This is a genomic window from Streptomyces sp. NPDC057280, assembly GCF_042668605.1.
Classification (GTDB): Bacteria; Actinomycetota; Actinomycetes; order Streptomycetales; family Streptomycetaceae; genus Streptomyces.
This window is the reverse complement of the sequence record NZ_JBHUYR010000001.1, coordinates 99,973-124,944: the sequence shown is the minus strand read 5'-3', so window position 1 is coordinate 124,944 and position 24,972 is coordinate 99,973. Positions and strand designations below refer to the sequence as shown.

At 69.2% G+C, this 24,972-nt stretch carries 24 protein-coding genes and 1 pseudogene; 11 read left to right on the top strand and 14 right to left on the bottom strand.

What is annotated here, in order from left to right:
• Positions 1-525: 525 nt before the first annotated feature.
• Together ACFUO4_RS00585 and ACFUO4_RS00580 are read right to left on the bottom strand one after the other, a co-directional pair.
• A complete protein-coding gene (locus ACFUO4_RS00585) occupies positions 526-2,673 on the bottom strand; it encodes an MMPL family transporter (protein ID WP_383478167.1) in 2,148 nt (715 codons plus the stop codon).
• A 74-nt stretch (positions 2,674-2,747) separates the two neighbouring features.
• Positions 2,748-3,020 (bottom strand): annotated as a pseudogene (locus tag ACFUO4_RS00580) (FAD-dependent oxidoreductase); the annotation flags it as partial.
• A 676-nt stretch (positions 3,021-3,696) separates the two neighbouring features.
• Here ACFUO4_RS00580 and ACFUO4_RS00575 point away from each other — a divergent pair.
• The 3 genes from ACFUO4_RS00575 (at position 3,697) to ACFUO4_RS00565 (ending at position 4,549) form a co-directional block, all read left to right on the top strand.
• Positions 3,697-3,966, top strand: coding sequence for a hypothetical protein (locus ACFUO4_RS00575; RefSeq protein ID WP_079310782.1), 270 nt, complete (start codon positions 3,697-3,699; stop codon positions 3,964-3,966).
• A 116-nt stretch (positions 3,967-4,082) separates the two neighbouring features.
• Positions 4,083-4,331, top strand: a complete 249-nt coding sequence (locus tag ACFUO4_RS00570) for a hypothetical protein (RefSeq protein ID WP_383478164.1) — start codon at positions 4,083-4,085, stop codon at positions 4,329-4,331.
• Positions 4,328-4,549, top strand: coding sequence for a hypothetical protein (locus tag ACFUO4_RS00565; protein WP_179143479.1), 222 nt, complete (start codon positions 4,328-4,330; stop codon positions 4,547-4,549). The genes ACFUO4_RS00570 and ACFUO4_RS00565 overlap by 4 nt, the downstream gene beginning before the upstream one ends.
• Positions 4,550-4,977: 428 nt before the next feature.
• On the opposite strand, the gene ctaD is transcribed toward ACFUO4_RS00565, so the two are convergent.
• Positions 4,978-6,690: a cytochrome c oxidase subunit I gene (gene ctaD, locus ACFUO4_RS00560; RefSeq protein WP_383478160.1), complete on the bottom strand. Its 1,713-nt coding sequence runs from the start codon at positions 6,688-6,690 to the stop codon at positions 4,978-4,980.
• Between the two features lie 498 nt (positions 6,691-7,188).
• Between ctaD and ACFUO4_RS00555 the strand changes: the two genes are divergently transcribed.
• The gene (locus ACFUO4_RS00555) at positions 7,189-7,527 is read left to right on the top strand and encodes an alpha-amylase (RefSeq protein WP_383478157.1); all 339 of its coding nucleotides are present in this window, start codon (positions 7,189-7,191) and stop codon (positions 7,525-7,527) included.
• 199 nt (positions 7,528-7,726) lie between these two features.
• On the opposite strand, the gene ACFUO4_RS00550 is transcribed toward ACFUO4_RS00555, so the two are convergent.
• The 5 genes from ACFUO4_RS00550 to ACFUO4_RS00530 form a co-directional block, all read right to left on the bottom strand.
• On the bottom strand, positions 7,727-8,908 hold the full coding sequence (locus ACFUO4_RS00550) for a PP2C family protein-serine/threonine phosphatase (RefSeq protein ID WP_383478154.1): 1,182 nt from the start codon (positions 8,906-8,908) through the stop codon (positions 7,727-7,729).
• A gap of 352 nt (positions 8,909-9,260) precedes the next feature.
• Positions 9,261-9,971, bottom strand: a complete 711-nt coding sequence (locus tag ACFUO4_RS00545; protein ID WP_383478151.1) for a phosphodiesterase — start codon at positions 9,969-9,971, stop codon at positions 9,261-9,263.
• 7 nt (positions 9,972-9,978) lie between these two features.
• The gene (locus ACFUO4_RS00540; RefSeq protein ID WP_383478148.1) at positions 9,979-11,154 is read right to left on the bottom strand and encodes a zinc-dependent alcohol dehydrogenase; all 1,176 of its coding nucleotides are present in this window, start codon (positions 11,152-11,154) and stop codon (positions 9,979-9,981) included.
• Complete coding sequence (locus ACFUO4_RS00535; RefSeq protein WP_383478145.1) at positions 11,151-11,615, bottom strand: hypothetical protein; 465 nt, start codon at positions 11,613-11,615, stop codon at positions 11,151-11,153. The genes ACFUO4_RS00540 and ACFUO4_RS00535 overlap by 4 nt, the downstream gene beginning before the upstream one ends.
• Positions 11,616-11,881: 266 nt before the next feature.
• Positions 11,882-12,565, bottom strand: coding sequence for a HemK2/MTQ2 family protein methyltransferase (locus ACFUO4_RS00530; protein ID WP_383478142.1), 684 nt, complete (start codon positions 12,563-12,565; stop codon positions 11,882-11,884).
• 301 nt (positions 12,566-12,866) lie between these two features.
• Here ACFUO4_RS00530 and ACFUO4_RS00525 point away from each other — a divergent pair, with 301 nt between their 5' ends.
• From ACFUO4_RS00525 to ACFUO4_RS00515, 3 genes are all read left to right on the top strand, one after another.
• Entirely contained in the window at positions 12,867-14,066 is a 1,200-nt protein-coding gene (locus ACFUO4_RS00525) for a hypothetical protein (protein WP_383478139.1), read from the top strand.
• An 11-nt stretch (positions 14,067-14,077) separates the two neighbouring features.
• Complete coding sequence (locus ACFUO4_RS00520) at positions 14,078-14,668, top strand: hemerythrin domain-containing protein (RefSeq protein ID WP_383478136.1); 591 nt, start codon at positions 14,078-14,080, stop codon at positions 14,666-14,668.
• Positions 14,669-14,980: 312 nt separating this feature from the next.
• Complete coding sequence (locus ACFUO4_RS00515) at positions 14,981-16,072, top strand: glutamate--cysteine ligase (RefSeq protein WP_383478133.1); 1,092 nt, start codon at positions 14,981-14,983, stop codon at positions 16,070-16,072.
• A 369-nt stretch (positions 16,073-16,441) separates the two neighbouring features.
• Here the strand turns inward: ACFUO4_RS00515 and ACFUO4_RS00510 are convergent, their stop codons facing one another.
• The 3 genes from ACFUO4_RS00510 to ACFUO4_RS00500 all read right to left on the bottom strand — a co-directional run bounded on the left by ACFUO4_RS00510 (position 16,442) and on the right by ACFUO4_RS00500 (position 18,741).
• Positions 16,442-16,984, bottom strand: coding sequence for a DUF1360 domain-containing protein (locus tag ACFUO4_RS00510; protein WP_383478130.1), 543 nt, complete (start codon positions 16,982-16,984; stop codon positions 16,442-16,444).
• Complete coding sequence (locus ACFUO4_RS00505) at positions 16,981-17,931, bottom strand: Rieske 2Fe-2S domain-containing protein (RefSeq protein ID WP_383478127.1); 951 nt, start codon at positions 17,929-17,931, stop codon at positions 16,981-16,983. Before ACFUO4_RS00505 ends, ACFUO4_RS00510 begins: the two co-directional genes overlap by 4 nt.
• Before the next feature lie 264 nt (positions 17,932-18,195).
• Positions 18,196-18,741 carry a hypothetical protein gene (locus ACFUO4_RS00500; RefSeq protein WP_383478124.1) on the bottom strand — a complete coding sequence of 182 codons (546 nt, stop codon included), beginning with the start codon at positions 18,739-18,741 and terminating at the stop codon, positions 18,196-18,198.
• A 507-nt stretch (positions 18,742-19,248) separates the two neighbouring features.
• Here ACFUO4_RS00500 and ACFUO4_RS00495 point away from each other — a divergent pair.
• Positions 19,249-19,941 carry a YqjF family protein gene (locus tag ACFUO4_RS00495; RefSeq protein ID WP_383478121.1) on the top strand — a complete coding sequence of 231 codons (693 nt, stop codon included), beginning with the start codon at positions 19,249-19,251 and terminating at the stop codon, positions 19,939-19,941.
• Positions 19,938-20,306: a hypothetical protein gene (locus ACFUO4_RS00490; protein WP_383478118.1), complete on the top strand. Its 369-nt coding sequence runs from the start codon at positions 19,938-19,940 to the stop codon at positions 20,304-20,306. The genes ACFUO4_RS00495 and ACFUO4_RS00490 overlap by 4 nt, the downstream gene beginning before the upstream one ends.
• A 337-nt stretch (positions 20,307-20,643) precedes the next feature.
• Here the strand turns inward: ACFUO4_RS00490 and ACFUO4_RS00485 are convergent, their stop codons facing one another.
• Entirely contained in the window at positions 20,644-21,111 is a 468-nt protein-coding gene (locus tag ACFUO4_RS00485) for a hypothetical protein (RefSeq protein ID WP_383478115.1), read from the bottom strand.
• Between the two features lie 736 nt (positions 21,112-21,847).
• Here ACFUO4_RS00485 and ACFUO4_RS00480 point away from each other — a divergent pair.
• Positions 21,848-22,369 carry a hypothetical protein gene (locus tag ACFUO4_RS00480; protein WP_383478112.1) on the top strand — a complete coding sequence of 174 codons (522 nt, stop codon included), beginning with the start codon at positions 21,848-21,850 and terminating at the stop codon, positions 22,367-22,369.
• 260 nt (positions 22,370-22,629) lie between these two features.
• On the opposite strand, the gene ACFUO4_RS00475 is transcribed toward ACFUO4_RS00480, so the two are convergent.
• Positions 22,630-23,565, bottom strand: coding sequence for a GNAT family N-acetyltransferase (locus ACFUO4_RS00475; protein ID WP_383478109.1), 936 nt, complete (start codon positions 23,563-23,565; stop codon positions 22,630-22,632).
• Between the two features lie 141 nt (positions 23,566-23,706).
• Complete coding sequence (locus tag ACFUO4_RS00470) at positions 23,707-24,216, bottom strand: helix-turn-helix domain-containing protein (protein WP_383478106.1); 510 nt, start codon at positions 24,214-24,216, stop codon at positions 23,707-23,709.
• Between the two features lie 105 nt (positions 24,217-24,321).
• Between ACFUO4_RS00470 and ACFUO4_RS00465 the strand changes: the two genes are divergently transcribed.
• Positions 24,322-24,972: an LLM class flavin-dependent oxidoreductase gene (locus tag ACFUO4_RS00465; protein WP_383478104.1), complete on the top strand. Its 651-nt coding sequence runs from the start codon at positions 24,322-24,324 to the stop codon at positions 24,970-24,972.

Here is a 24,972-nt window from a genome sequence, read left to right as displayed (position 1 = left end):
ACGGCCCGCCGGCCCCAGTCCCGGCCGCACGGCGCGTGACCAGAGCTTTGCACAGGGCTTGGTGCTGTCTGTGCTCTGCTTTGCTGCGGCTGACAACCCCACGGAGGACGGACCACTCGAACTCCACCGGCCGCGCCGCCAGGACACCCCGGAGCAGGTCAGCCGCCACGTGTGCACGCCGCTGGCCCCCTACCCGCAGGTTCAGATGGGCGCGGTCAACGTTGGGCCGGCCGGGGTTGCAGCCTGGTCAGTTCGTCACGTGTTCCGTTCCGCAACGCGTCCCGCAGTCGCTGGATCTCGTGAGCGGACAGGGGCTCCGGCCAGTCGGGCGGCGGGAGGTGTTCGGCGGGGACACCGAGGTCCGGTGCCCAGGAGGTCGCCCCGACGTCCCGAGATCGTCCAACCCCTGACCGGGACCGGCACACAAGGCGCTGAACTCCCGCAGGTACGAGGTTACTTCGCGCCCATGAAGAGATCCGGGACAGGCCTGGGGCCCCGTCCCGGATCGCGTCCGTGCCGCCGCGCTCAGCGTTGCAGCGCGGGCTCCTCGTCGTCGGCAAGCGGTTGTTGACCGTCCGGCAGCTGGACCGCTGGACGGGACAGCCGGCTCGGCCACCAGATGCGTCGGCCGATCAGCAGGGTGAGGGCGGGCACCAGGACCGACCGCACCAGCAGGGCGTCGAGCAGCACGCCGAAGGCGACCAGGAACCCGACCTCGATCAGCATCACCAGCGGAAGGGTGGCGAGGACCGCGAACGTGGCCGCCAGGACCAGGCCTGCCGAGGTGATGACGCCACCGGTGGCGGAAAGGGCTTTGAGCATGCCGTTTGCGGTGCCGAGACGCACGGTCTCCTCCCGGGCCCGGCTGGCCAGGAAGATGTTGTAGTCGACGCCGAGCGCCACCAGGAACAGGAACGCCAGCAGCGGCACCGAAGAGTCGACACCCTTGAAGCCGAGGATCGTGTCGAAGACGAACACGCTGCCGCCGAAGGCTGCGGCGAACGAGACGATCACGGTGGCCATCAGGACCAGCGGGGCGAGGATCGCCCGCAGCAGCAGCCCGAGGACGATGAGGACGACGGCGAGGACCAGCGGGATCACCAGCTTCTCGTCGCGCTCGGTGGTCGCCTCGGTGTCCAGGTTCTCCGCACTCGGCCCACCGACGATCGCCTCCGCCCCGCTCACCGCGTGCACGGCGGTGCGCACCCGCCTGATCGTGTCGTACTCCGCGACGCTGTCCGGCGCGTCCTTCGGGAACACGGAGATGCCGGCCCAACCCCCGCTGGTCTGCTCCGGGATGGCCAGGGCCACACCGCGCGTGTCCTTGACGACGTCGAGCACCTGCTCTTGGTGCGCCGGCCGCGTGAAGACCGTCATCGGCTGGCCGCCGAGCTCCGGGAAGTGCTGGCGCAGGACGGTGAAGCCGGTGACCGACTCCGGCGCGGACAGGAACTGGTCCTGCTCTCGCAGGGCACCGGTGTTGCCCGCCAGCCCGAGGACGAGGACGCCGAGGACTCCGACCGAGCCGAGGGTCGCCACCCACCGGCGGTGGCTGATGACGGTGCCGAGCCGTCCCCACAGCCCCGGCTTCTCCTGAACCGCCGTGCTGAACCGCGGGATGGCGGGCCAGAAGATCCGCCTGCCGAGCACCACGAGGACCGCCGGGAACAGCGTCAGCATGGCCACCAGCGCGCAGAGGATGCCGGCCGCACCGATCGGGCCCAACCCGCTGGTGCTGTTCAGGTCCGCGACGAGCAGGCAGAGCAGGCCGGCGACCACGGTGGCCGCGGAGGCGACGATGGCCGGCGCCGCGCCGCGCAGCGCGTGGACCATCGCGACCCGCACGTTCTCGTGGTGGTGCAGTGCCTCCCGGTATCGAGCGATGAGCAGCAGCGCGTAGTCCGTGCCGACGCCGAACACCAGGATCGTCAGCAGCGCCGAGTTCTGGTCGTTGACCACGATGCCGAAGCCCTTGACGAGCAGGTAGACGGTCGCCATCGCGGTCAGTGCGGCCGCGCCGACGGCCATGAGCGGGATGAGCCACAGCACCGGGCTGCGGTAGGTGAGGATGAGCAGGAGCGTGACGACGACGATCGTGGTGAGGAGGACCTGCACGTCGATGCCGTCGAAGACGGCATCCATGTCGCCGTTGATCGCGCCCGGGCCGGTCACGTCGAGGTCCAGGCCGGAGGGGCGGTCCTTCGTGGCATCGCGCAACGGGCCGACGAGGGTCTCCGGTTCGCCGTAGACCGTGCTCACCTCGAGGGTGAACATCATCGCCTCGCCGTCGGTGGAGGGGCTCGTCGGTGAGCCCTCGTCGTCCTCGTCGGCGGCCGTCGCCTTCGGCGGATACCGCTTGGCCAGTGTGGTGTAGTGGCGCTCGACCGTCGCTCGGTCGGCGTCGGTCAGGCCGCCGGCGCGGTGGTACACGAAGACGAACGTGTTGCTGTCACCGTCGGGGAGACTGTCTTCCAGCACCGCCACCTTGGTGGACTCGGCACTGGCCGGCAGGGTGTCTACGGCGCTGTCGGTGGTGACCGAGCTCAGCTTTCCGCTCAGCGGCACCATGCCCGCCGCCAGCACCAGCCACAAGCCAATCACCAACCAGGGCACCCACCGGCCGGCCAACCGACCGGCCGGAGCTTCCCCGGACGGCCCTGCGTTGACTGCCATCACTAGCCTCCTACATACGAGTTGCATCGCTTGTCTGGACGCCTAGTTGGTACTGAGCGAACCTGAGGCGACTGTTAATGCGCTGCTGAGGCGGGTCGGCCGACCGGTGTGCCCGGTGCGCACAGCAGGGTGGTGGTGTCGAGGTCCTGCCCGGTGGGCAAGGCCCGGGCAACGCAGTCGTCGGGCCGGATGAGCAACGCCTCGACGTCCGCTCGGTCCGTGCGGGCGGTGACGGCGTCGACCCGTCCGGTCCACGTGGCCGCGGTGTCGCGGACCTCCGTGCCGTCGACGAGGCCGAGCAGGAGCCCACGGCCCTCACGCCGCCGCTCGGCGCACCCGGTAGACCGCCCCCGCCGCTCTACGCCTCACCCGTCCCAGGAAATGGAGTGCACGCCTGGGTCTGCAGGACGTACGGAACCGTGCCTGCCGACTCGTTGCGGCGGCCGCAGGCTCTCGGCGAGTGTTACCGCGCGCGGCCTTCGAGTGATCACGTATCTGGTGGACATGGCGGCTCTGGGGTATCCGTTCCGTAGCCCAGGTGCGTTCGCTCCCCTCCGCTCTCGCCCCAAGGCCAGGCGTTCATCGCAACCGGGTCAAGTCGCCATCACCCAGATCGAGTTCATCGATCTGTCGAACCGTCGTCCCATCCGAGGGCTGACGCGACGTAACATCAATTCCTTGACATTCGTGACCCTTTTATTCGCACTTGAAGTGATTTTCCGTAAAGACCTGCCCAACAGACACCCGTACCGAGAACCGGGACAGATCGCGCTCGGTGACAACGCACTTGGAAGCAATGTCAGTATTTAGGTGATCTTCGGATGCTCTCGTTCGGGATCTCCTGCCGACCCCCTTTACTCCTGATTGATGATGTGAGTGCTCGTCATACAACGCCGTTTGTGGACGATGCAAAGATCTGCTGCTCCTCACCTTCACCGATGGAAAGATCACGGGGGATAGTCCGTGCGCAGCAGATCCAGGTCCGGCAGATCCGGCGCTGGTCTCCCGGTCCCGATCAAGGGCATGCGGGACGTGAACGGCGGGAACGGCACGCCGGACGAGGAGAACGAAGGGCGACCGGGGCAACCGACCCACCGGATTCCGCTGGCGCTGGTTGCCCTCGTCCTCTACTCGGGAACCGTGGTGCACTTTTTGGGCACGGCCCTGTCCGACCGCACAGCCGGCGGGCTGATCGGCGCCCTGATCCGCATGGTCATCGAAGCAGGCGTGACCACCGCACTCGTGATGGGCGTGGTCCTGTACAGACGCAGGCAGGAGCGATGGGGGGCGTAGCTTCAGGACGTCGGGGGTCCGGCAGCCCCCTCTCGGAGAACATCACGCTGGACAGCCGGCCGTCGACCAGAGGCAGCCGTTCCGTCCCCCTGGGCAAGACCGGCCACACCGTGAAGATGGAAGTGCTCATGTACCACATCCCGGAAAAACTCGGGGCCGCTGCTCGGATGACCCGGAAAGTGAAATCCGGTTGGGGGCGCGTCTATGTCCTGGCTGCCCTGTTCGGGGTGTTCGCCCTTCTGTACATCCTCGGCGCGACCTTCACGGACTACCGCTGGTCGGCCGTTGGGCAGCACCTCGTCTTCATGGTCGTGTTCCTGCTGATCGCGTCGGCGACCGTCTGGCTCAGGGGACGCCGGAGATGACAGCTGATGCGGACGAGAAGAAGCATGGGTTCTCGCTGCTGAGATTCGCGCTCATGCTCTGCGCCATCGCGATCGCCCACTTCGCGGCCGCCATCACGTTCGGCCACTCCGTCACGAACGCGTCGGGGACCCTGGCCGAGGACGCGGTCATGCTCCTTGTCGTGGTCTCGACCGTCGCCTACGTCAGGTGGAGGACGCGGCGGAAGAAAGAGGGCTGAGCGGCTTCGACCGGCGATACGGCGGGGCGACGACCGCCCTGTGCGCCCTGCGCGAAACGGACCGGCCGTCGCGCTTATCGCGCCGGCAGGCCCACCGCGGCGTCCGCGCCCCGGGCGCAGCCGGGACCGCCGACGCGCAGGCCGCATGGAGTCTGAGGAGTGCGCGGCGCAGTTCCTGGTAGCGGGTCTCGTACGCCAGGCTCAGCTGCTCGACGCGTTGGACGGTTGCGCGCAGGATGTGCCCAGTGAGCACCGAGTGGCGGGTGATGTGTTGGGCCTGGGCGGCGGTCAGCCAGTGCATGTTGCGCACAACTCCTCGGCCTCACGGCGTGTGGTGTCGCGGTGGCTGCGGGCCAGGAGGTGGCCCTTTGCCTCGGGGCCCAGCACGGCCGCTTGGTCGGCGCTGTGGTGACGAGCCTGCCCTCTGATCACGACCGGTCGCCCTTGTGTCCTTCGGCGTCGATCGCATCGCGTTTGCCGGTGGTCTCCGCCTGGTCCAGCTGTGCCACGTCGGGGTGGTGGAGGTCGAACGCCGGAGAATCCGAGCGGATGCGGGGCAGGGCGACGAAGTTGTGGCGCGGGGGCGGGCACGAGGTCGCCCACTCCAGGGAGCGGCCGTATCCCCAGGGGTCGTCGACCTCGACCTTCTTGCCGTATTTGGCGGTCTTCCACACGTTGTAGAGGAACGGCAGGGTGGACAGACCCAGCAGGAAGGCGCCGATGGAGGAGACGGTGTTCAGGCCGGTGAAGCCGTCGACGGCCAGGTAGTCGGCGTAGCGGCGGGGCATGCCCTCGGCACCGAGCCAGTGCTGGACCAGGAACGTGGTGTGGAAGCCGACGAGCAGGGTCCAGAAGTGGATCTTCTCCAGGCGGTGGTCGAGCATGGTGCCGGTCATCTTGGGCCACCAGAAGCTGAATCCGCCGAACATCGCGAAGACGATGGTGCCGAAGAGCACGTAGTGGAAGTGGGCGACGACGAAGTAGCTGTCGGTGACGTGCCAGTCCAGTGGCGGGGAGCCGAGGATCACACCGGTCAGCCCGCCGAACAGGAAGGTGACGAGGAAGCCGGCGGCCCACAGCATGGGTGGTTCGAAGGACAGCGAGCCCTTGAACATGGTGCCGATCCAGTTGAAGAACTTCACCCCCGTGGGCACCGCGATCAGGTAGGTCATGAAGGAGAAGAACGGCAGCAGGACGGCGCCGGTGGCGAACATGTGGTGCGCCCAGACGGTGACCGAAAGGCCGGCGATGGCGATGGTCGCGCCGACCAGGCCCATGTAGCCGAAGATCGGTTTGCGGGAGAACACGGGGATGATCTCCGTGATGACGCCGAAGAAGGGCAGAGCGAGGATGTAGACCTCGGGGTGGCCGAAGAACCAGAACAGATGCTGCCAGAGGATCGCCCCGCCGTACTGGGCGTCGAAGACGTGCGAGCCGAACTTGCGGTCCGCTTCCAGGGCCAACAGTGCGGCGGCCAGAACCGGGAAGGCCAGCAGGACCAGCACTGAGGTCAGGAGCACGTTCCAGGTGAAGATCGGCATGCGGAACATGGTCATGCCCGGGGCGCGCATGCAGATGATGGTGGTGATGAAGTTGACCGCGCCGAGGATGGTGCCGAACCCGGCCAGCGCAAGGCCCATGATCCACAGGTCGGCGCCGATGTAACCGCTGCGGATGGGGCCGCTGAGCGGGGTGTAAGCGGTCCAGCCGTAATCGGCGGCGCCCTGCGGGGTGAGGAAGCTGCCGAGGACGATCAGGCCGCCGAAGAGGAACAGCCAGTAGGAGAACATGTTCAACCGCGGGAAGGCCACGTCCGGCGACCCGATCTGCAGCGGCATGATGGCGTTGGCGAACCCGGCGAAGGTCGGGGTGGCGAAGAGCAGCAGCATGATCGTGCCGTGCATCGTGAACGCCTGGTTGTACTGCTCGGTCGACAGGAACTGCAGCCCCGGCCGGGCCAGTTCCGCCCTGATCGCCATGGCGAGGATCCCGCCGATCAGGAAGAAGCAGAACGAGGTGATCAGATAGAGGTGGCCGATCTTCTTGTGATCGGTGGTGGTCAGCCAGGACACGACCACACGGCCTCTGCTGCGCCGCCCCTCGGTAGGCACCAGCGTGACTGGCGCAGTTTCAGCAGTCATCGGGTCCTTCATCCATAGAAGTGGATATTCCGGTATCAAGGTCTCGTGAACGGTCGTGCGGCGCACGATGACGCGCCAGGAACCTCGCGGCGCCTGGGCGTGTATCCAAATGTGTTGGGCACACACCTCGGCCGGCACCGCAGCTGGCGACCGGGATGATCCGAACCGTCGACGGGCCGCTGGAGCATCCTGGGCTGACGCGCAACCCGCTGCAGCCGGCCCCCGGCGATGCACTGTCCGGTGGCGGCAACCAGGACCTCACCACCGGTGGGCCGGGTACGGGCGGTCGGCCGTGCGAGGAGGGGGCCTGGAAGGCTGCGACGGCATCCAAGCCCCGCCAGGAACACGTGCTTCATGGAGCGAAGGTGAGGCCGTTTCAGATTCTTTCAACGCTCAACATGAGCTTTTAGCTGGGCATTTGTTCTCCGAGTCGGATCTTGACTGAAAATATTTTCAATGAGTTGCATCGTGCTTTCATCTCGTCTGAGAATGCGTCACATGACGACACGCATCGCACAGATATCGCGTCACACGGCTCTCGCCACCATGACCACAGCAGGCCTCTTGCTGATCACGGCCCACCCTGCGGGAGCGGCCACCGAAATTCCGGCTCCGTCGTGCGTGGAGTACTACCAGAGCTGGCGTTACACCGACGTCCACAACGGCTGCCAGGACACCGTCGCCGTCACGGTTGAGTACACGGACCACCAGTGGGCCCCCTGCCGCGTCCTAGACCCCGGCAACTGGGCGACCTTCTCCGGGTACGGTCCCAACGGCAACTACGTGACGGGGCTGTGGACGTGCACCCCGGATCGCGTCGGCGCAGACAACCCCTGACCCGCGCTCCTTGGGAAGCGCGACAGGATGTGGCCTGCGATCTCGGTCCGCTCGGAGGTCTCCCACTCCGAACGGACCAGTGGGCGACGGAGACGAAGTCCTGACCGACCAGGACACACCCGGCGGCAGTTGATCGAGCCGTTCCTGCCGATAGGCGAGTACGGCCGGCAGCCGCACGACATCCCACAGGCCCTGGGTGTTACGCGCTTCGGTCTGCGGAGGCAGTGCCGTGCCAGTCCAGGCACAGGACCGTGGCGTCGTCTCGCACGTGCCCGTGGCGGGCGTCGGTGACGGCGGCGACCATGGCGCGTACCGCCTCGCGGGGATGCTCGCCTGCGGTGTCGCGCATGAGGCGCGGCAGGTCGACGGCTTCTGCTTGGCGCTCCTGCACGCCGTCGGTGTAGAAGACGAGGCGGTCACCAGGGCGCAGGTCGATGTCCTGTACTTGATAGGGGCCCTGTGTAAAAAACCCGAAGGGTTGGTTGATGTGCAGCTTGATCTCGTCAACGGTGCCGTCGCGCAGTCGTAGGGGCCAGGGGTGGCCCGCGTTGACGAGCTGTGCGCTGCTTCCGTCCAGAGCGATGCGCATCAGTTGTCCGGTGGCGAAGGTCCTTCTGCCGTGTTCGATGAGGGCTTCGTGCGTCTGCCGGGCTTGTTCGGCAAGGTCGACGCCGGCGCGGCGGGCGCCGCGGGAGGCGTTGACCAGGAGGGTGGCCATGAGGGAGGCGTCGACGTCGTGGCCCATGGCGTCGGTGATGGACAGGTGCAGGGTGTCGTGGTCGAGGCTGTAGTCGTAGGTGTCACCGGCGATGTCGGAGGCCGGGACAAGGGCGCCGGCGAGGGTGAACTCGGGAGCCTCGCACGAGGGAGCCGAGGGCAGTAGCTGACGCTGGATCTCCGCGGCCAGGGTGACCGTGGCGGTGCGGTTGCCCCAGTAGTAGAGGTCGGTGAAGCGCCGGTCGGTGACAATGATGTACGCCAGGGCGTGAGCAGCCTCCTCAACCTGCTGGAGGATGTTTTGTGTGACGTGGGTGAGATGGAGCTCCAGGACCCCGATGGCGTCGCCACGGTTGGTCACGGGGGCTAGCACGCGCTGCCCCTGTGAGCCCTCGGTCACTTGCACCACTTTCTGAGTGCGCAGGACATCGTCGTAGACACTGCCGGCCAGGAGAACTTGGTCGGCGGCGTGCTCGTGTGGTGCCGTCGCCTCGTCGCTGACCCGTAGCAGGCGTCGGCCGACGACGTCGACGAAGAGGAACGACACGTAACGTGCGCCGAATCGCTGGCGCAGGTTGTGCGCCACGACATCGAGGGAGTGCACCGGCGCGGCACCCTCCGCTGCTGCCAGTACCTCGGCCAGCCCGATTCGATCACGCCTCACCGCACCCTCCTTGAGTTACGGATCCTTCTTCCCGCAGATGCCCCGGTCATCACAGTCACGACAGTCGCCTGGACCTCGGGCACCACGATGCGTCGCTGCGCTGAGCATGGTGAAGGGCGGCCGTCTGGCCCGCGCCACAGGGATGCGGCCTGGTCGGAGTTTCGGAGCACGCCGGAGTACAAGGGCCGGTGGTACGGCCACGACGGGCACTCGGCTGCGAAGCGGGAAACCCCACGGCGCGAGCCGTAGGAATCCCCCTCCATCAGGAGGGGGAGGAAGTCAACCCGCAGGGTTCTGGGAGAGTGTCGGTCGTCGGTTGTCGGACGTCGGCACTCCGCACCGCAGGATCACCTCACTCGTCGTGGTCGTCGCCGGTTCGTCCGTGGCGGGAACCGGTGTACGCGGCGACGCGGAGTGCGCGCAGTGGTCCGGTGGGTCGCAGTCCGGGCAGGCAGTGCGTGTACGGGTCGTAGGACACGGTGCGGGAGGGCGTAGCGGGGCGGGTGGCCTCGAGGGACAGTGAGGCGAAGGTGGTCCAGGGTTCGCCGGGGGCGGCGGCGCGCACGGAATCGAAGCGGACGGGCCGGCGGGCCAGCTCCTGCCACAAGGTCGGCATGGTCCCCTCGCGAGTGCCGCTCGGGTCGCGGGCGGGGAACGCCGCGAGCACGCGTTCGCGCTCTCCCATCCGGTACGACAGCAGGGTCGAGTACGGCCCCTTGAGGGCGTGGGGTCGGAGCAAGGGCAGGTGGCGGCCGAACCTGCCGGGTCGGCTGGAGGTGAACAGCAGGTCGAGTGTGCTGTCCGGCCCGTCGGCCTCCTCGACGCGGACGGCCAGCCCCAGGCCGTCCGGCAGCCCCTGGGGCAGGCCCAGTGCCCGCGACCAGCGCACGATCACCGGGTATGAGCCGGGCCGGTCCAGCCACGGCACACCCCATCGGGTGCCCGAGCGGGCGGCGACGGTCAGCGTTCCCGTGCACAGCACCCCGTGGGGATGCAGGCCCGGTGCCGACCGCCACCGGGCCAGGCGTTCGGCGACGTGGCGAGCGACCGTGGTGATGACCATGCGGACCCTAAAGCCGGGGGCGGATGACGGCGCGGACACAGCCGTCGGTCTTTTCCTTGAACATGTCGTAGGCCGTGTCCGCCTCGTCGAGCGGGAGAGTGTGGGTCGCCAGATGGGCGGTCTCGAGCTCTCCCGCGGCGAGCCGGTCGAGCAGCATGGGGATGTAACGCTGCCCATGCTGCTGGGCGCCGCGCACGGTGAGGCCTTTGTTGATCACGGCGCCGAGCGGGAACTTGTCGACGGCACCCGCGAAGACGCCCAGGACGAAGACGGTGCCGGCCTTGCGGCAGGCGTGGATGGCCTGGCGTACGGCGGTGGGGCGGTCGCTCTGGAGGCGCAGCTGCTGCTTGGCCTGGTCGTAGAGGTGCATCGGGCCGTCGCTGTGGGCCTCCATGCCGACGGCCTCGATGCAGACGTCGGGGCCGCGTCCGCCGGTGCGCTCGCGCAGTTCGGCGGCGACGTCGGTGGTGGTGTAGTCGATGGTCTCCGCGCCGCCGTATCGCTCGGTCATGGCCAGCCGTTCGGGGATGCGGTCGATGGAGATGACGCGTTCGGCGCCCTTGAGGACCGCGGCGCGGGCTGCCATCTGTCCCACGGCACCGCAGCCCCACACGGCGACTACGTCACCGGGTTTCACCCCGGCCAGGTCGGCGCCCATCCATCCGGTGGGCGCGGAATCGGAGATGAACAGGGCGCTGGTGTCGTCGATGCCCTCGGGGACCTTGAACGCGCCGTAGTCGGCGAAGGGCACGCGGACGTACTCGGCGTGGCTGCCGCGCAGCCCGCCCATGGCGTGCGAGTAGCCGAAGACGGCGCCCGTCTCGTAGCCGAACAGCGCCTGTCCGAGACCGGGGTTGGTGTTGGTGTTGTCGCACAGGGACCACAGGTCGTTGGCGCAGTACCAGCAGCGCCCGCAGCCCACGAACGAGCAGACGACGACCCGGTCGCCGACCGCGTGCCTGCGCACGGCCGAGCCGGTCTCCACGACCTCGCCGACGAACTCGTGGCCGATCACGTCACCGGCCCGCATGGCCGGGATGTAGCCGCCGATGAGGTGCAGGTCGGAGCCACAGGTGGTGCCCGCGATCAGCCGTACGATGACGTCCTGGTCGTTGCGCAGCTCGGGGTCGGGAACCTGCTCGACCGACAGCTTGTTGACGCCTTCCCAGCACAGGGCCTTCACAGCACGCCCTCCCCGCCGGAGCGGCGGGTGAACACCCCTACCAGCTTGCCGCCCGGCGTGGAGCGAGTCGTGGGCGGCGCGTCGGGCCGCAGCACTTCAGCCGCCTCCAGCAGGGACTTCGCGTCCCGCAGCGCGCGCCGCAGCTCCTGGCGCGGGTCCTGCCCGGCCAGACGCGCCGGCACGGAGGCGGACGCGGCGGGCACGAACGCCTTGAACCGCGCGGCCAGTTCCGTGCCGCGGTCGCCCGGGGCCGGCCGGATCTGCACGTCGATCCGTTCCGCCAGGTCATCCAGGGGCGGAGGCAGCTTCCCCTCGGCCCCCACGTCGGCGGCTGGCAGGTTGACCGTCACAGTGAGCCAACGGTCGTCCGCCCGTCGGTCGGGCCGACGCGCCGACCGGGACCGCCACACGGCCGCCGCCCCGGCCGCCGCGACCGGAACCGTCCACCACAGCCTCTTCACCGCATGCCCTCCGCTCCGGTGTCCAAGGGGGGCACCGTCCGGCGCCGGGTGTCCGCGGCCTCCCGAACGAAACCCTGAGGGTGGCGAGGTGAAGATCCAGGTGGACCGTGAAGACTCGGGTGCTCGCCGACGCATGATGAAACGCGTGCCGTGGCGGGGTCTGGCGTCCGGCACGGCCGGTCACCTGGCGCGGTCCTGCGGGAGCACGGTGCCTCGTTGCTGTGAGGGCGCGGATGGCAGCTGTTCGGCCGGATCGGGGCGCGTGCTCACCGTCGTTCGGCGCGGACGACCACGAGTTCCTCCCGGCTGTCGTCCGCTCCGGCCAGGCCCTGGCGTACCAGCCACGGCATCCGGGAGCGCAGTACGGGACCGTGGGGCACCAGGGCGCGGTCGGTGATCGAGGCGCGCAGCCCGCGTTCCGTCAGCCGTCGCAACGTGGTGTCCGGCCCGCACAACCCGGAGTGCACGATCAGCAGGACTCCGCCCGGACGCAGCAGGGTAGGCGCTGCCCCACAGATGCGGTCCACGAACGCCCGGCCGTCGCTGCCCGCGTCCCAGGCGCGGGCAGCTCCCCGGCGCGGCAGCCGGTCGGCGGGCGAGGGGACGTAGGGCGGATTGCTGACGACGAGGTCGTACGACTGCCCTGTGACGGCGCTCGTCAGGTCGCCGCGTCGTACGCGAAGTCGCTGCCTTGCCAGTAGCGCGTTGACGCGGGTGGCGAACACCGCCCGCCGCGAGATGTCCACCGCGGTCACCCGTGCGCCCAGGAGGGCCGCCTGCAGGGCGACCGCGCCGGTGCCTGTCCCCAGATCCAGCACATCGGTCCCGGAGGTGATCTCTTCGCGGTACAGGGCACGCGTCAGCAATCCCGTGTCCCACTGCGGCGCATACACACCCGGCGGCCTGAGCAACAACGCCGGCCCGGCCGGCATCAGGGTCTGCGCCACCATCGGGCATCTCCGTTCGTCAATCCCCGCCTCTTGCGTCACTCTGGGTGCCCATCAGACAGGCGGCCAATCATGGTGATGACGGGCCTGCCTGCGGAGGCCGGTGCGCACCGAGCCAGTCGTGCCCCAGCGCTTCGGCACTGCCACCCCTGGCTGAACCCGTAGGGGGTATCGCACGACTCCGGGCGCGAGCGGTGGCTGAAAGTCGGCGACGGCGTGCAGGTTCGGGGGTTGGATCTGTGCGGGTTCTCCAAGGCGGGGCACCCGCCGTCGCACGAGTCCCCTGCCTCAGGAGGCACCCCCCATGACCTTCAATCCTCTCGAGCAGCGGGGCATCCCGCTGGACCGACAGCTGCGCAGTTGGCGTGAGCTGAACGTTCAGCCCGTCGACCCGGACCGCTGCGACCCGTACACCCGGTGCCGGATCATCACCATGAACGGGATCGAGGTGGAGGCGATCCTCTTCAGCCACCAGCTCGCCCGCAACACGGCAGATCCGGACGTCAAACGGCAGCTGGCGCGGACCCGGTACATCGAGGCCCAGCAGCAGAAGGTCGTGAACTGGCTGCTGCCGGGCGTCTCCTCGGTGCTGGAGACGACGATCGCCTACGAGCAGGTCGCGGTGGACCTGACGGCGTGGGTGGCGCGTATGGAGCCTGATCCGTATCTGAGGCAGGCGTACCAGTTCGGCGTCCTGGAGGACTTCGACCACCTGTACCGGTACGCCAACCTCTACGAGATGATCGAGCACCGCAAGGCGGAGTCGATCGTGGACAACCTCACCGAGGTGATGCCGGGGAGGCCCACGCGCTTCCACCACCGCAATCCGGTCGACAACGTCCGCGACCCCTACGACAAGGACGCGACCGATCCGCTGTCGAAGCTGCACGCGCTGACGATCATGTCGGCGGAGCAGCAGACGATGAACTTCTACATGAACACCGGCCCGACCTACATGGAGCCGATCGCCCGTCAGCTCTACCAGGAGATCGGGCTGATCGAGGAAGAGCACGTCACGCACTACGAGTCCCTGGTCGACCCGGGCGAGACGTGGTGGGAGCAGCTGGTCAACCACGAGTACAACGAGTGCTACCTGTACTACTCCTTCATGGAGCAGGAGAGCGACCCCAAGGTCAAGGCGATCTGGGAGCTGCACCTGAACATGGAACTGGAGCACCTGCACACGGCCTGTGACCTGATGCGTCGCTTCGACGGCCGGGAGCCGCAGGAGATCCTGGCCCCGGAGCTGCCCAATGTGCTGACCTTCGAGCCGAACAAGCAGTACCTGCGGGAGCTGCTGGACACCCAGATGGACCTGACGACCCTCGGTGCGGGCTATGTGCGTGAGGCCCATGAGCGGTTCGAGGAGATGCAGGAGCAGATCCACGGCGGCGAAGCCCCGCCCAGCGACAGGGTCATGGCTGAGCACGACGCCATGTTCGGCCGCGAGTACCGCGTTCAGACCGAGGGCGAGCACCCCGACCCCGCCCAGCGCGAGAAGTGAGGTCGCCGCAGATGTCCGAACTGCAGACCCCCCAGGCCGGTGACGACCAGGCTCCCGACATCGATGTAGTGGCTCTGCTGATGCGCCAGCACGGCGACATCCGCAACCTCTTCGACGAAGTCGAGCAGAGCCAGGGTGACGAACGCCGGGACGCGTTCCGGCGCCTCGTACGGCTCCTGGCCGTGCACGAGACCGCCGAGGAAGAGGTCGTCCACCCCTTCGTCCGCAGGGCGGTGGAGGGCGGCGGGCAGGTCGTCCAGGACCGCCTGGCGGAGGAGAAGTCGGCGAAGGAGACCCTCGCAGCCCTGGACGACATGGACACCGACGACCCCAAGTTCACGCTCAGGCTCAGGCAACTGCGCACCGAGGTGCAGGAGCATGCCCGGGCCGAGGAACGCTACGAGTTCACGCACATCCGGCGCAGCACCGACGTCACCAACCTCGCCGCCATGGCCAAGGCCGTCAAGGCCGCCGAGGCCATCGCCCCCACCCGGCCGCACCCCGGCGTCGAGTCCGCCGCGGCCAACGTAGTCCTCGGCCCCGTGGCCGCCCTGATGGACCGCACCAAGGACACCGTCCGCAAGGCCATGGGGCAGAGCTGAGGTACCGGAGCCGAAACCGGGCCTCCTCGAGAGGGCCCGGGTGGCGCGAGAACTGCCGGCCGGGCGATCGCCGCATGGGCGTCCGGTGAAATCTTGCTCGCCAGGGATCTGCCGGGACGGCACCGTCCCGGCAGATCCCTGGCGAACTCGTCCTCGGCTGTCGGCGGCAGCGGGTGATGGTTTACTGCGAAGGGAGCGCGGCACTCGGGCACCACGAGTGACCCCTCCGACGAGTCCTCGTCATGCGATGCACCGGACAGGCGCATCGGGAGCCAGTCCGGTGGCACAGCCGGGCGGAACAGAAGGCCGTCGATGACGACGATCGGTGTCGAAGAGGAGTACCTGCTGCTCGACCCGGTCACGGGTCTGCCGGTACCCATGGCGGACAAGGTGCGCGCCGCGGCCGGCCTGGGGCACCTCGTGGCCGACCAGGAGGTGCAGTGCGAGTTGCTGCAGGCGCAGGTAGAGGTGGCCACCCCGGTGTGCAGCACACTCGAGGAGGCCGGTGGACACCTGCTGCGGCTGCGGCACGCCCTCGGCGCGGCCGCCGAGGAGCACGGCTGCCGGATCGCGGCCTGTGCCACGCCCCCGGTGCGCCACGGCCACCCTGTGGCCGTCACCGACCAGGCCCGGTACCGGGCCATGCTCACCCAGGCGCCCCAGCTGGTGGCGGAACAGCTGGTCAACGGCATGCATGTGCACGTCGGCGTCCCCAGCCGGGAGACCGGCGTGCAGATTCTGAACAGGATCCGGGTGTGGCTGCCGACCCTCACCGCCCTGTCCGCGAACTCCCCGCTGTGGGACGGTCACGACACCGGCTTCGCCAGCTGGCGCACCGTGATCTTCAGCCGGTGGCCGGTCAGCGGTATGCCCCCGCACTTCGCCGACATCACCGACCACGACCGGCGGGTGCGGCAACTGCTGGACAGCGGTCTGATCTCGGACGCCGGTCAGCTGTATTGGCAGGCCCGGCTCTCGACCCGGTACCCCACCATCGAGGTGCGGTGCCTGGACGTGCAGCTGCGCCCGGACGACGCGGTGATGCTCACGGGCCTTGTCCGAGCCCTCGTGGAGACCGCGCGTGCGGAGGCCGCCGCCGGTGTCCCCGAGCTCGACTGCGATCAGGAGCTGTTGCAGGCGAGCATGTGGCACGCGGCCCGCCACGGGCTGAGCAGCACCCTGGTCGATCCGGGCGGCCGGCAACGCCGGGCCGGCGAGATGCTGTACGAGCTGCTGCGCCACGTCGCGCCCGCGCTCGAGGCGTCCGGCGACAGCAGGCAGGTGACGGCCCTGGTGCACCGGCTTCTGCAGGACGGCACCGGCGCCGATCGGCAGCGCGCCGCCCTGGTCCAGGGCGGCCTTCCGGCCGTCACCGATCTCATCACCGCCAGGAGCATGACTTGAGGTGGCCTGTGGGCAGCCTTTCTGACTGGCAGCGCCCCCGCGGTCGGCGGCTGCGCCGCTGCGGGCACAGGGGAGTCGGGCTGGCCGCTGACGCTGCTCGAGCTTCTCACCGCAGGCCATCGCGCCCTGGGCGGTGCCGACGAGCAGTCCCTGCCACAGGGCGTGCTTGAGAGCCCCCGGCGGGTACGGCTACGACCGCCTTCCCCCAGCGAACGCCCTGAAGGACATCGGCCCCGGACGACGACAGCCTCGGCCCAGGGCAGGGGGTGCGCCCACGCTAATCCGATGTCGTTGCCGCTCACACACGTCAGTTCCGGCCCAGCTCCGGGCGGGCCGAGGAGTACACACCTACAGCGGTCCGCTGCCAGGTCACTCGCCCGTCGTCTTCTCGACCAGCGCACTGTATGCCAGTTGCAGCCCGTCCGCGCCGGCCAGAGCGGCGAGCGCGCCCATGGCGGTGCGAGTCGCGCGCGGCCAGAGCAGCTGGCCTGCGGTGAGGGTGGAGGCCACCCAGACGCTCATGCAGAAGGGGCAGGTGGCCAGTTCTCCGACGGTGTGCCTGGCGCCCTCGGAGTGTGCTTCCTCGTGCAGCTCGGCCGGGCCCTGCGGGGCGACGTACCGGGTGAACGGGGCGCGAAGCGGGCTGGTGACCGATGCCTTGGTCAGCAGCCGGCTGAGCCGGAAGGTCGCGACCGAGGTCAGCACCACGTCCCACGGCTCGGGCCGGTCGGGCAGCGGTCGGCCGCGCAGCCGTACGGCGGTGGCCCAGGCCGTCGTATAAGCGGCGAAGCCTGTCATGGCTGCGAGGTAGCCGCCCAGCGGTCGGTCGTGCCCTGCTCCGTACCGCGTTCCGGCCCGGTGCAACAGGCCGTGCAGACGTGCTGCGAGGTGGCGGTCAGCTGCGGAGTTCATGCGTGACCGTCTGCGTACGCCGTTTCGCCGGCCTCGTCCGGCGCCTGCTCGTCCCGCCCCTGTCGGCGCAGGCGTATCTCGACGTGGCCGTCGCTGATCCGGGTGTCGAAAGCCGGCTGGGGCGCGGTGGCCGGGCCGCGGACGTTCCAGCCGTCCGAGAGCCGGAAGACGCTGCCATGCCAAGGGCATTGGACGCATCCGTCGCTGACCTCGCCTTCGGAGAGAGGGCCGGCGAGGTGGCTGCACCGCTCTGCCAGGGCGTGGATCGCCCCTCCGGTCTCCCGGACGACCAGGATCGGCACGTCGTCCACGCTGCGCCGCACCGGCCGGTCGACCGGGAACTCGGCCACGGCTCCGATCCGGTGCCAGCCCTTTGTGACGACGTGCGGGACCTCTTCGGCGTGGTTGGCGCCGGATGCCTGACGGTAGGCCAGGTGACCGCCCAGCATGCCCCCGAGCGCGACCGCCGTCAGGCCGAGAAAGCCACATGTCTTGGCCGTGGTGTGCCGCCCCTTGACGCGACAGGCGAGCGAGGCGGCGTACAGACCGACAGATGCGGAGTTGGCCAGGGCGTGGACCAGTCCGACGCGCTGCTGCTGGCGGTGCAGCTCGGCCCAGTCCACCCAGCCCGCCAGGGCCGCGGGTGCGGCGGAGGCCAGGCCGACGCCGACCAGCAGGCCCGCCTCGCGGGAACGGCCGGGATACAGGTCCAGTACCGCCGCCGACAGCCAGCTGCCGATCGGCACCTGCACCATCAACGGATGCACCGGGTGCCCCAGCCACCTGCCGTGCAGGAGGTCCCGCCCGCCGCCGAGGGGCAGGGCTTGAACCCGCTTGCGGGTCCGGTCGATCACCGCGTCGGCCTTGGGCTCCCGCTCCAATCGGTCCAGCAGCCACAGGAGGCGGCTCTGCCGCATCCGGGGGCGGCGAAGTGGCGTAGCGCTCATGGTCGGCCGGGTCCCCGTCGGCGCGGACGGCAAACAGAGCGGCCAGTGGCCCAGCCGGATCACCGCGCGCACGCAGCCACCCTCCTTCTCCTTGGGTGCCGCGTCGGCCTGCGGCGTCTCGCTGTGGGACACGGTGTGGGGCGCCGGGCGGGGCTCAGCCCTCCGGCCACCAGCCCCGCCGCCCGCCCACGGCGTGGGAGCAGCCGAAGAGACCGCCGGGATCGGCACCGAAGGGGGCCTGACCGGCATCCCTGACGCAGAAGCTCAGTCGGCTGGGGTGGCCAGAGCCTCCTCGGCCTGGCGGATGCGCCACTCCTCGACCCGCTCCTGTTGTTGCTGGGCTCGTTGGAGCAGCGTGTCGAGCTGGGCAGCGTCCAGGCGGTCGTCGGTTGCGCTGAGCCGGCGCAGGGCCTGCCAGGCGGCCGCCTTGCCCTCGATCCCCAGCCGCAGGGCTTCGAGGTCCAGTACGGTGCCGAGCGGCGAAGGGCGTACCAGGTGGCCGTTGGGCTTCAGCCGTCCCAGCTTCTCGCCGGCCCAGCCCGCGCACACCTTGTAGCGGCGCGCGGGGACGCCAAGGTCTCGCATGATGTCCAGCAGCGCTTTCCGGTCCTGGGCGATCTCGGCCGCTACGGGCTCGATCGCGCGGCCGAGCGCGGAACCGCGGGCGGTGCGCGTCAGGCGGGTGGCGCGCTCGGTGCCGGCGGTGGCGCCGGCGAGGTGGTCGTTGAGATAGATGCCGAGCAGTTTCGTGTCGTCGCTGCGTCCCGTGGAGCGGCGCTGGGCGACGCCGGAATGCGAAAGGGTGTTCATCTGCAGCCTCCTGGGGTTGCCGGGGTCTGCCGGTATGGGAGCGGTGGATCAGTGCGGAGCCGATGTCACCGCCGACATCTGTGCGGCTGCCGTCGGCTTCCGCCCAGGCGCCGAGGCGCCGAACCGGCACCGTTTCCCTCCTCGGTCCGTCTCCGCCGTCACGGGTACCCGGTAATCCCGCGGAATGTTCGCATCGGCCACTCCTGCACGCTGGTGCGCGGCTGACCGGGCACGGGCGTCGTTCCGCGTGGTCCTGGCCTCGCCCGGGTACCCGGGCCAACGTGGAGATCCGGGGCCCGGCTGGCGGCTTGACCCTTTCGGAACGCACAGGGGAGCTGCCATGTCGAAGGCCATCAAGGACCAGACCGTCAGGGACCCCCGTGGAGGGAGCCAAGTCCTGGTGCGGCAACGCCGTGAGCACCAGGAGAGGGGCCGGCGAGCGGATCACGCCGAGGGCATGGGCATGCAGGGTCGATGCGCGTGGTGACGTATGGGCCGGAACATCGTGTGCGCCTGCCGGCACTGCGGGCCGGCTGGCTGACACAGACCTTCCTGCACTGGGCGTACGCTCCAGAACTCATCCAGCGGCTGCTGCCCGATGGGCTCACGGTCGACACCTATGACGGGCACGCCTGGGTGGGGCTCACCCCGTTCGTCATGGCCGACGTGCGTCCTCCCGGCTCCCCTGTGGCGCTGGCCGCCTTTCCGGAGACCAATCTGCGCACCTACGTGCGTGGACCGGGGGACCGGGAAGGGCTGTGGTTCCTGTCGATCGACGTGTCCAGCCCGGTGATGCTGGCGGCCCGCGCCATCGGGGCGCCGTACCACCTGGGGCGACTGCGGCTGGCACGCAGCGGTGAAAGCGTGACGTACAGCGGGTCGAGGTGGGGCGGCGAGTCGGCTTACCGCATGACCGTGCGACCGGGCCCGCCGATCCGCCCTACGCCTCGGGACGTGTGGTTGGCATCACGATGGCGGGCGTTCACGCAGAGCGCGGGCGCGTTGTGGGAGACACCGGTCGAGCACGAGCCCTGGCCGCTGCGCACGGCCCATCTGGACGACCTTGCCGAGACCGTGACCCGTGCGGCAGGGCTGCCCCCGCCCGCCGAAGAGCCGCTGGTGCACTTCTCCGACGGGGTGCACAAGATCCGCCTGGGTCTGTCACGGCCGGTGCGGCCGCAATTGAGGAGGCAGCGATGAACCCCATCTGGGTGGCCCGATCCCAAGGGCTGTTCAACCTGGTCGGCGGTGGCTGGCCATTGCTGCACCTGCGCAGCTTCGAGTGGGTCTTCGGCCCCAAGTCTGAGAAGTGGCTGCAGCAGACGACCGCCGGACTGCTCGCCACGGCAGGCTCCGGCATGCTGCTCGGCCCGCCCACGGCTGCCGGGCTCAGGCAGGCTCGCCGCACCGGTGTGGGGACTGCGCTGACCCTGCTGACGATCGACCTTGTGTATGTGCCGCGACGCCGCATCCGCCTGACCTACCTCCTGGACGCGGCCATGCAGGCCGGATGGCTGACGGCATGGCTGCGCTGCGGCCGACTGGCGGGGCCCACAGGCCCATGAGTGTCCCCCTGCGCGGCGTCGACGTACCAGCGACGGGCAGAGCGGCCAGACGTGCCGTCGCTGCCGGCCCCTGACCTGCCGATCTGCTGTGGCTGAGGTGCCGGCGTTCGGAGCTTTGGCCATGCTCTTGTACCGGTGTACGTGAGCCAGTGCACCGACCCGGCTGGCCGGTCAACTGGGCCTTGAGCGGGAGCCGGTCGCGCTCGGCCAAGGCGCCGGAGCAGGGTAGGGCGTTGGCGGCGTGAGAAGCAGGGGCAGCAGCAGGCCGAGGATGATGCTGCCGCCGGGAGAGGCCCACGGCCAGGTCGGGTACTTCCGTCCGTGGCTTGCGGTGGCCTCATCGGTCGGCGCCGTCGACAGGAGCGTCCTGCCATCCGGGCAAGGCCAGTTCGTCGTCGCGAAGCGACCAGGTCGGCGGCTGTGTGGACGGCGGTGCGGCCAGGACTCGCAGCTGCTGGGGCCGGTATTCGTCGCGTGCGTCCTCGACGCTGAAGCCGGCCGAGGACAATACTGCGGCGATCGCCTGCATCATCGCGGCGCCCACCGCGTTGGAGTGCCGCAAGACCGCATCGTCCAGTTGCTTCAGCCTGAACGCGCGGCTTGCGCAGGCCTGCAGGCGAGGGCTTGTCGTCCAGCCCACGAACACGCCGCCTGCCGCGTCGGCACCGTCATCTACCTCTACATCGGCGCCACCGGCCAGGATCGTGTTCAGACCTGGTGCAAGGACGGGCAGTCCAGCGGCCGCCAGCTCGTTGCGGACCTTCCAGGACAGCGCCTCAAGGGCCGCGGACTCTTCAGCACTCACTCGTTCGAACACTCCTTCAATCTAAAGCGTGTTGCAGAGGACCGTGGCTGCAGGCCGGGCAGGTGTGATCACCCGGCTGGGGCAAGTGGTGGATGTGGGCGACGGCCTGCTCTCGCCGCACACCTACGCCCGTCACCAACCGCTACGCCCGTAACCATCCGCCCAGTTGAAGAGTCAATCGCATCAATTAGCCCATAAGCGCACACGGCACCGGGCTCTCGCTACGGCCGAACAACTGGCGCCACCGCCGCACAGGCTGCAGTCGGCAAGCGGACCCGCAGGTGCCGGAGACCGGATCGCGCCGGCCCGATTGGCACTCTGCGCCCCCCGCGCGCAGCCGACCGGCCGCACGGAACGCACAGGCGCATCAACCCACGCGACGGGCACACCGCACCCGACAAGAGAGCAAGCAGGCATCTCGATGTCGACATCCTCGTCAACGCGGCCTGGAGCAAAGCACGCAAGCCGATCCAGCGAAGAACAAGGTCATCGTCGCGGGAACCGCGAGCTGCGAACGGTTCGCGGATGCATCGGTGACCGAGGTGTCGATCACGCCCAAGGGGAAGCCCGACCAAGCAGTACTCAAGAGCACTCAAGCTCCATCAGGCGGCAAGGACGCCCTACTTGGTGCTGGCAGCGTGGGAAGCAGGGTGCTGTCACCTCCGACGTGCACGCTCCCTGATTGCGGGGTCAGCCACCTGGCGCCACCGTCACGGGATGATCCAATCTGGCACGCATGGATTGGTTGCCACTGCTCTCCACCCTGGCCGGGGCCGCGATCGGGATCGTCGCCACTCTCATCGCCGATCGGAACCGGTGGAAGCGCGAGGATGCCAAAGAAGCCCTTCGGCTGCGGCTCGACATCTACACGCAGTACACCGCCACCGTGAAGGTCCTCGGCGAAACCCTGCGAGCCCTGGCCAAGCGAGAGTACCCCTCCGACGACGAGCGGGCGCTTGCGCTGCGCGAGGCATTTCGGGATTCGGGCATAGGTGTCGCATCAGAGCGGATGTGGCTCGTCGCGCCCGAACCCGTCGTCAAGGCCTCCAACAGTGTGTTCCACTGCCTGCGACGCATCTGCGACGCTTACATGGACGGCACGGCCGTCGGCAGTCCGGAGGATCGCGCCCACTGGGAGGCGCGCGGCAAAGCAGCGGCCAAGATGCGCAAGTTGATGCGTGAAGACCTCGGCGTCGGTCCACTCACCGAACGCCACAGCCCCCTTGTCGACGACTACAGCAACCCCGCCGCGCAGTGATCGTGACAATCCCGGTGAGGTGCTTGCCGGCGTAGCGCGGCCAGTGCGTCTCGGACGTGAAGCCGAGCAGCGACTGGGCGAGGGCGGGACACACGAGCCCGGAGTCAGGCAACACCGGGAGCATGCCCAGCCATCATGGTCCCGCCAGCCCGTCCGTTCCCTTTCGCGCCAGTAGGACTTCAGACCTACTCGTCTAACCCGACCAATTGAGACGGGGAGGGGCCGCTCAGCATTCGTAGCGGCGCGGGAGCGGCCCCCGCTCACAACCGGCGGGTGAACTCCTGGCGGTCGGCGAAGTTCTCGTAGCCTGCCCGTTCGAAAGCCATGATCATGGCGGTGTTTGCCGCGTCGCAGTCGCCGCGGATCTCCTCGGCGCCTGCTTCGACCAGCAGCCGCGTGCCGCGGGCCACCACCGCCGTCGCGTAGCCGTTGCCGCGGTAGGCCGGAGACACAGCCACCAGGCCGATCACCGCGGTTGAGGCGTTTCGGGCGGGGAGGCTGAGGGCGGCAGGCGTGCCGTCCGGAGCGTAGCCGAGTTCCCACCACGAGGGCTCGTACGAGAACTCCTCCATGTCCTCGAAGACGCTCTCCGCCGCACGCCGGGCGCCATGCCGGGCGACCCTGGCAGCAAGTTGGGCGTCGGCGCTGGTCGGCAGCGTGTCGGCGAGGAGAGCGATGAACGGTTCACGGCCGAGACTGGGCAGGGAACGCCAGGTCAATCGGTCATCATGCGACGTGAGTTCTCCCCCTGAGAGGCGGCGGAAGCGGCGACCGTCGCGGGCCCGCTCGAAGCCTGCCAGACGGAGAAGCTCGGCGCGCCGTTCCGGCTCCGCCTGGTACTGAGGCGGCTGCGCCGGCGAGTCGATGACGTGCTCCAGTTCCGTGGCGCCGAGCGAACCGGCCAGGGCGACGGCCTCGGACAACAGCGCCCGGCCGGTGGCCAGGCCGGGTTCGTCCCACGGTGTCTCAAGGAGCACCAGGGCCATCGGGACGTCGTTCCCGGGGAGGGTCCATAGTGCGGTGGCTGCGGTGAGCCGACCGGCCTCGTCCTCCGCGACCAGGCACCACTCCGGCCGGGTGCACTTCTTGGCAAGCATGTCGGTGAGGTAGGCGGCCGTCCCGGCATTGCGCTCGGGCTGGTCGGGGTGCTGGACGAGGGCAGGCAGTTCGTCCGGGCGCGCTATTCGTACAGGCATGTACTGGGATCATCCCGTCTCTCGATGACGTAGCTGGCTTTGCATGAATCGCCGCCCAGCGGCACCGGCAGGCCTGGCGGTGGTCCCATGGCCGATCGGCGGTGGTCCTGGCCTGGCACAGGGCGGTGCGCTGTAGGCCTCTCATTCCACCGGGTAGCGCACCACCAACACCCCCTCCACATCCCCTCCCACCGCCTCGTACAGATGCGGTACATCCGCCGCCCACCGGGCGTGTCCGCCCGGACCCACCTCGGACGGGGTGGAGGCGGGACCGACCCGGGCCGTGCCGCTGAAGACCAGCAAGTGCTCCTCTGTGCCCGGCACATGAGCGGCTGAGCGCTGCACCGCGCCGCTCTGAATGCGGATGCGATACACCTCCGACACCGCAGCCGTGTCCTTCACGCGGTCCGTCAGCACCGCGTGCACAGCCGCGCCCTGCACCGGTGCGGGGCCAACGACCGTGCTCAGCGGCGCCCCGAGGGCCGTGGTCAGCGCGTACAGCGTCTCCAGGGTGGGATTGCGCCGGCCGGTCTCCAGTTCCGAGAGCGTGCCCTTGCCGACGCCGGAGCGGCGGGCCAGTTCCGACAGCGACAGGCCGCCGTCCTGACGCAGACGGCGCAGCCGCTCGCCCACCGACTGGGCCAGGTCCATAACTCTCCGCCCCTGCCGCGCCGGTGATGGATTGTCGTGACGCGACTAGCGTTCCACAAACAGAACGTTCTGTAAACGGAACGGTCGTGGCGATGCGCAGGTACCGTGGCTCGGGCGGGGTTCGGACGGCAGCACTTCCAGGTCCGCCGGTCCACGGTCGCCCCACGCCCGTACGCGACCGGTGCCCGAGCGCATCCCACGCTCTACTTCGGCGGTGCCTCCGAGGCCGCCGAGCGGGTGTCGGCGGCGGAGGCGGACGCCCAGCTCTTCTGGGGCGAACCGCTCGACAGACTCGCCGAACGGATCGACCGGCTCAAGGCGTTGAGCGAGCAGGTGGGGCGCAGGCACCGGCCGCTGGAGTTCGGGCTGCGCATCACCACGGTGGTGCGCGACACCACGGAGGAGGCGTGGCGTGCGGCCGAGGAGCGGGTCGCCAGGATGGCGGCGGAGGGCGGGAAGGAACTGACCTGGGCGGGGGACCGCAGGACCGCCGTCGGACAGCGGCGGCTCTTCGACCTCACCGCTCGGGGCGAGGTGCTCGACACCTGCCTGTACACCACGCCCGGAAAGTTCGGCGGCGGGGGAGCGGGAACCACCTGGCTGGTCGGCTCCGCCGCCGATGTCGCCACCGCACTGGAGAACTACCGCAAGCTCGGCATCACCCACTTCGTCCTCTCCGACACCCCCTACAAGCAGGAGGTCAGCCGTGTCGGAGACCAGTTGCTGCCCTTGCTGCGCTCCCCGGTGGTGGTGTGA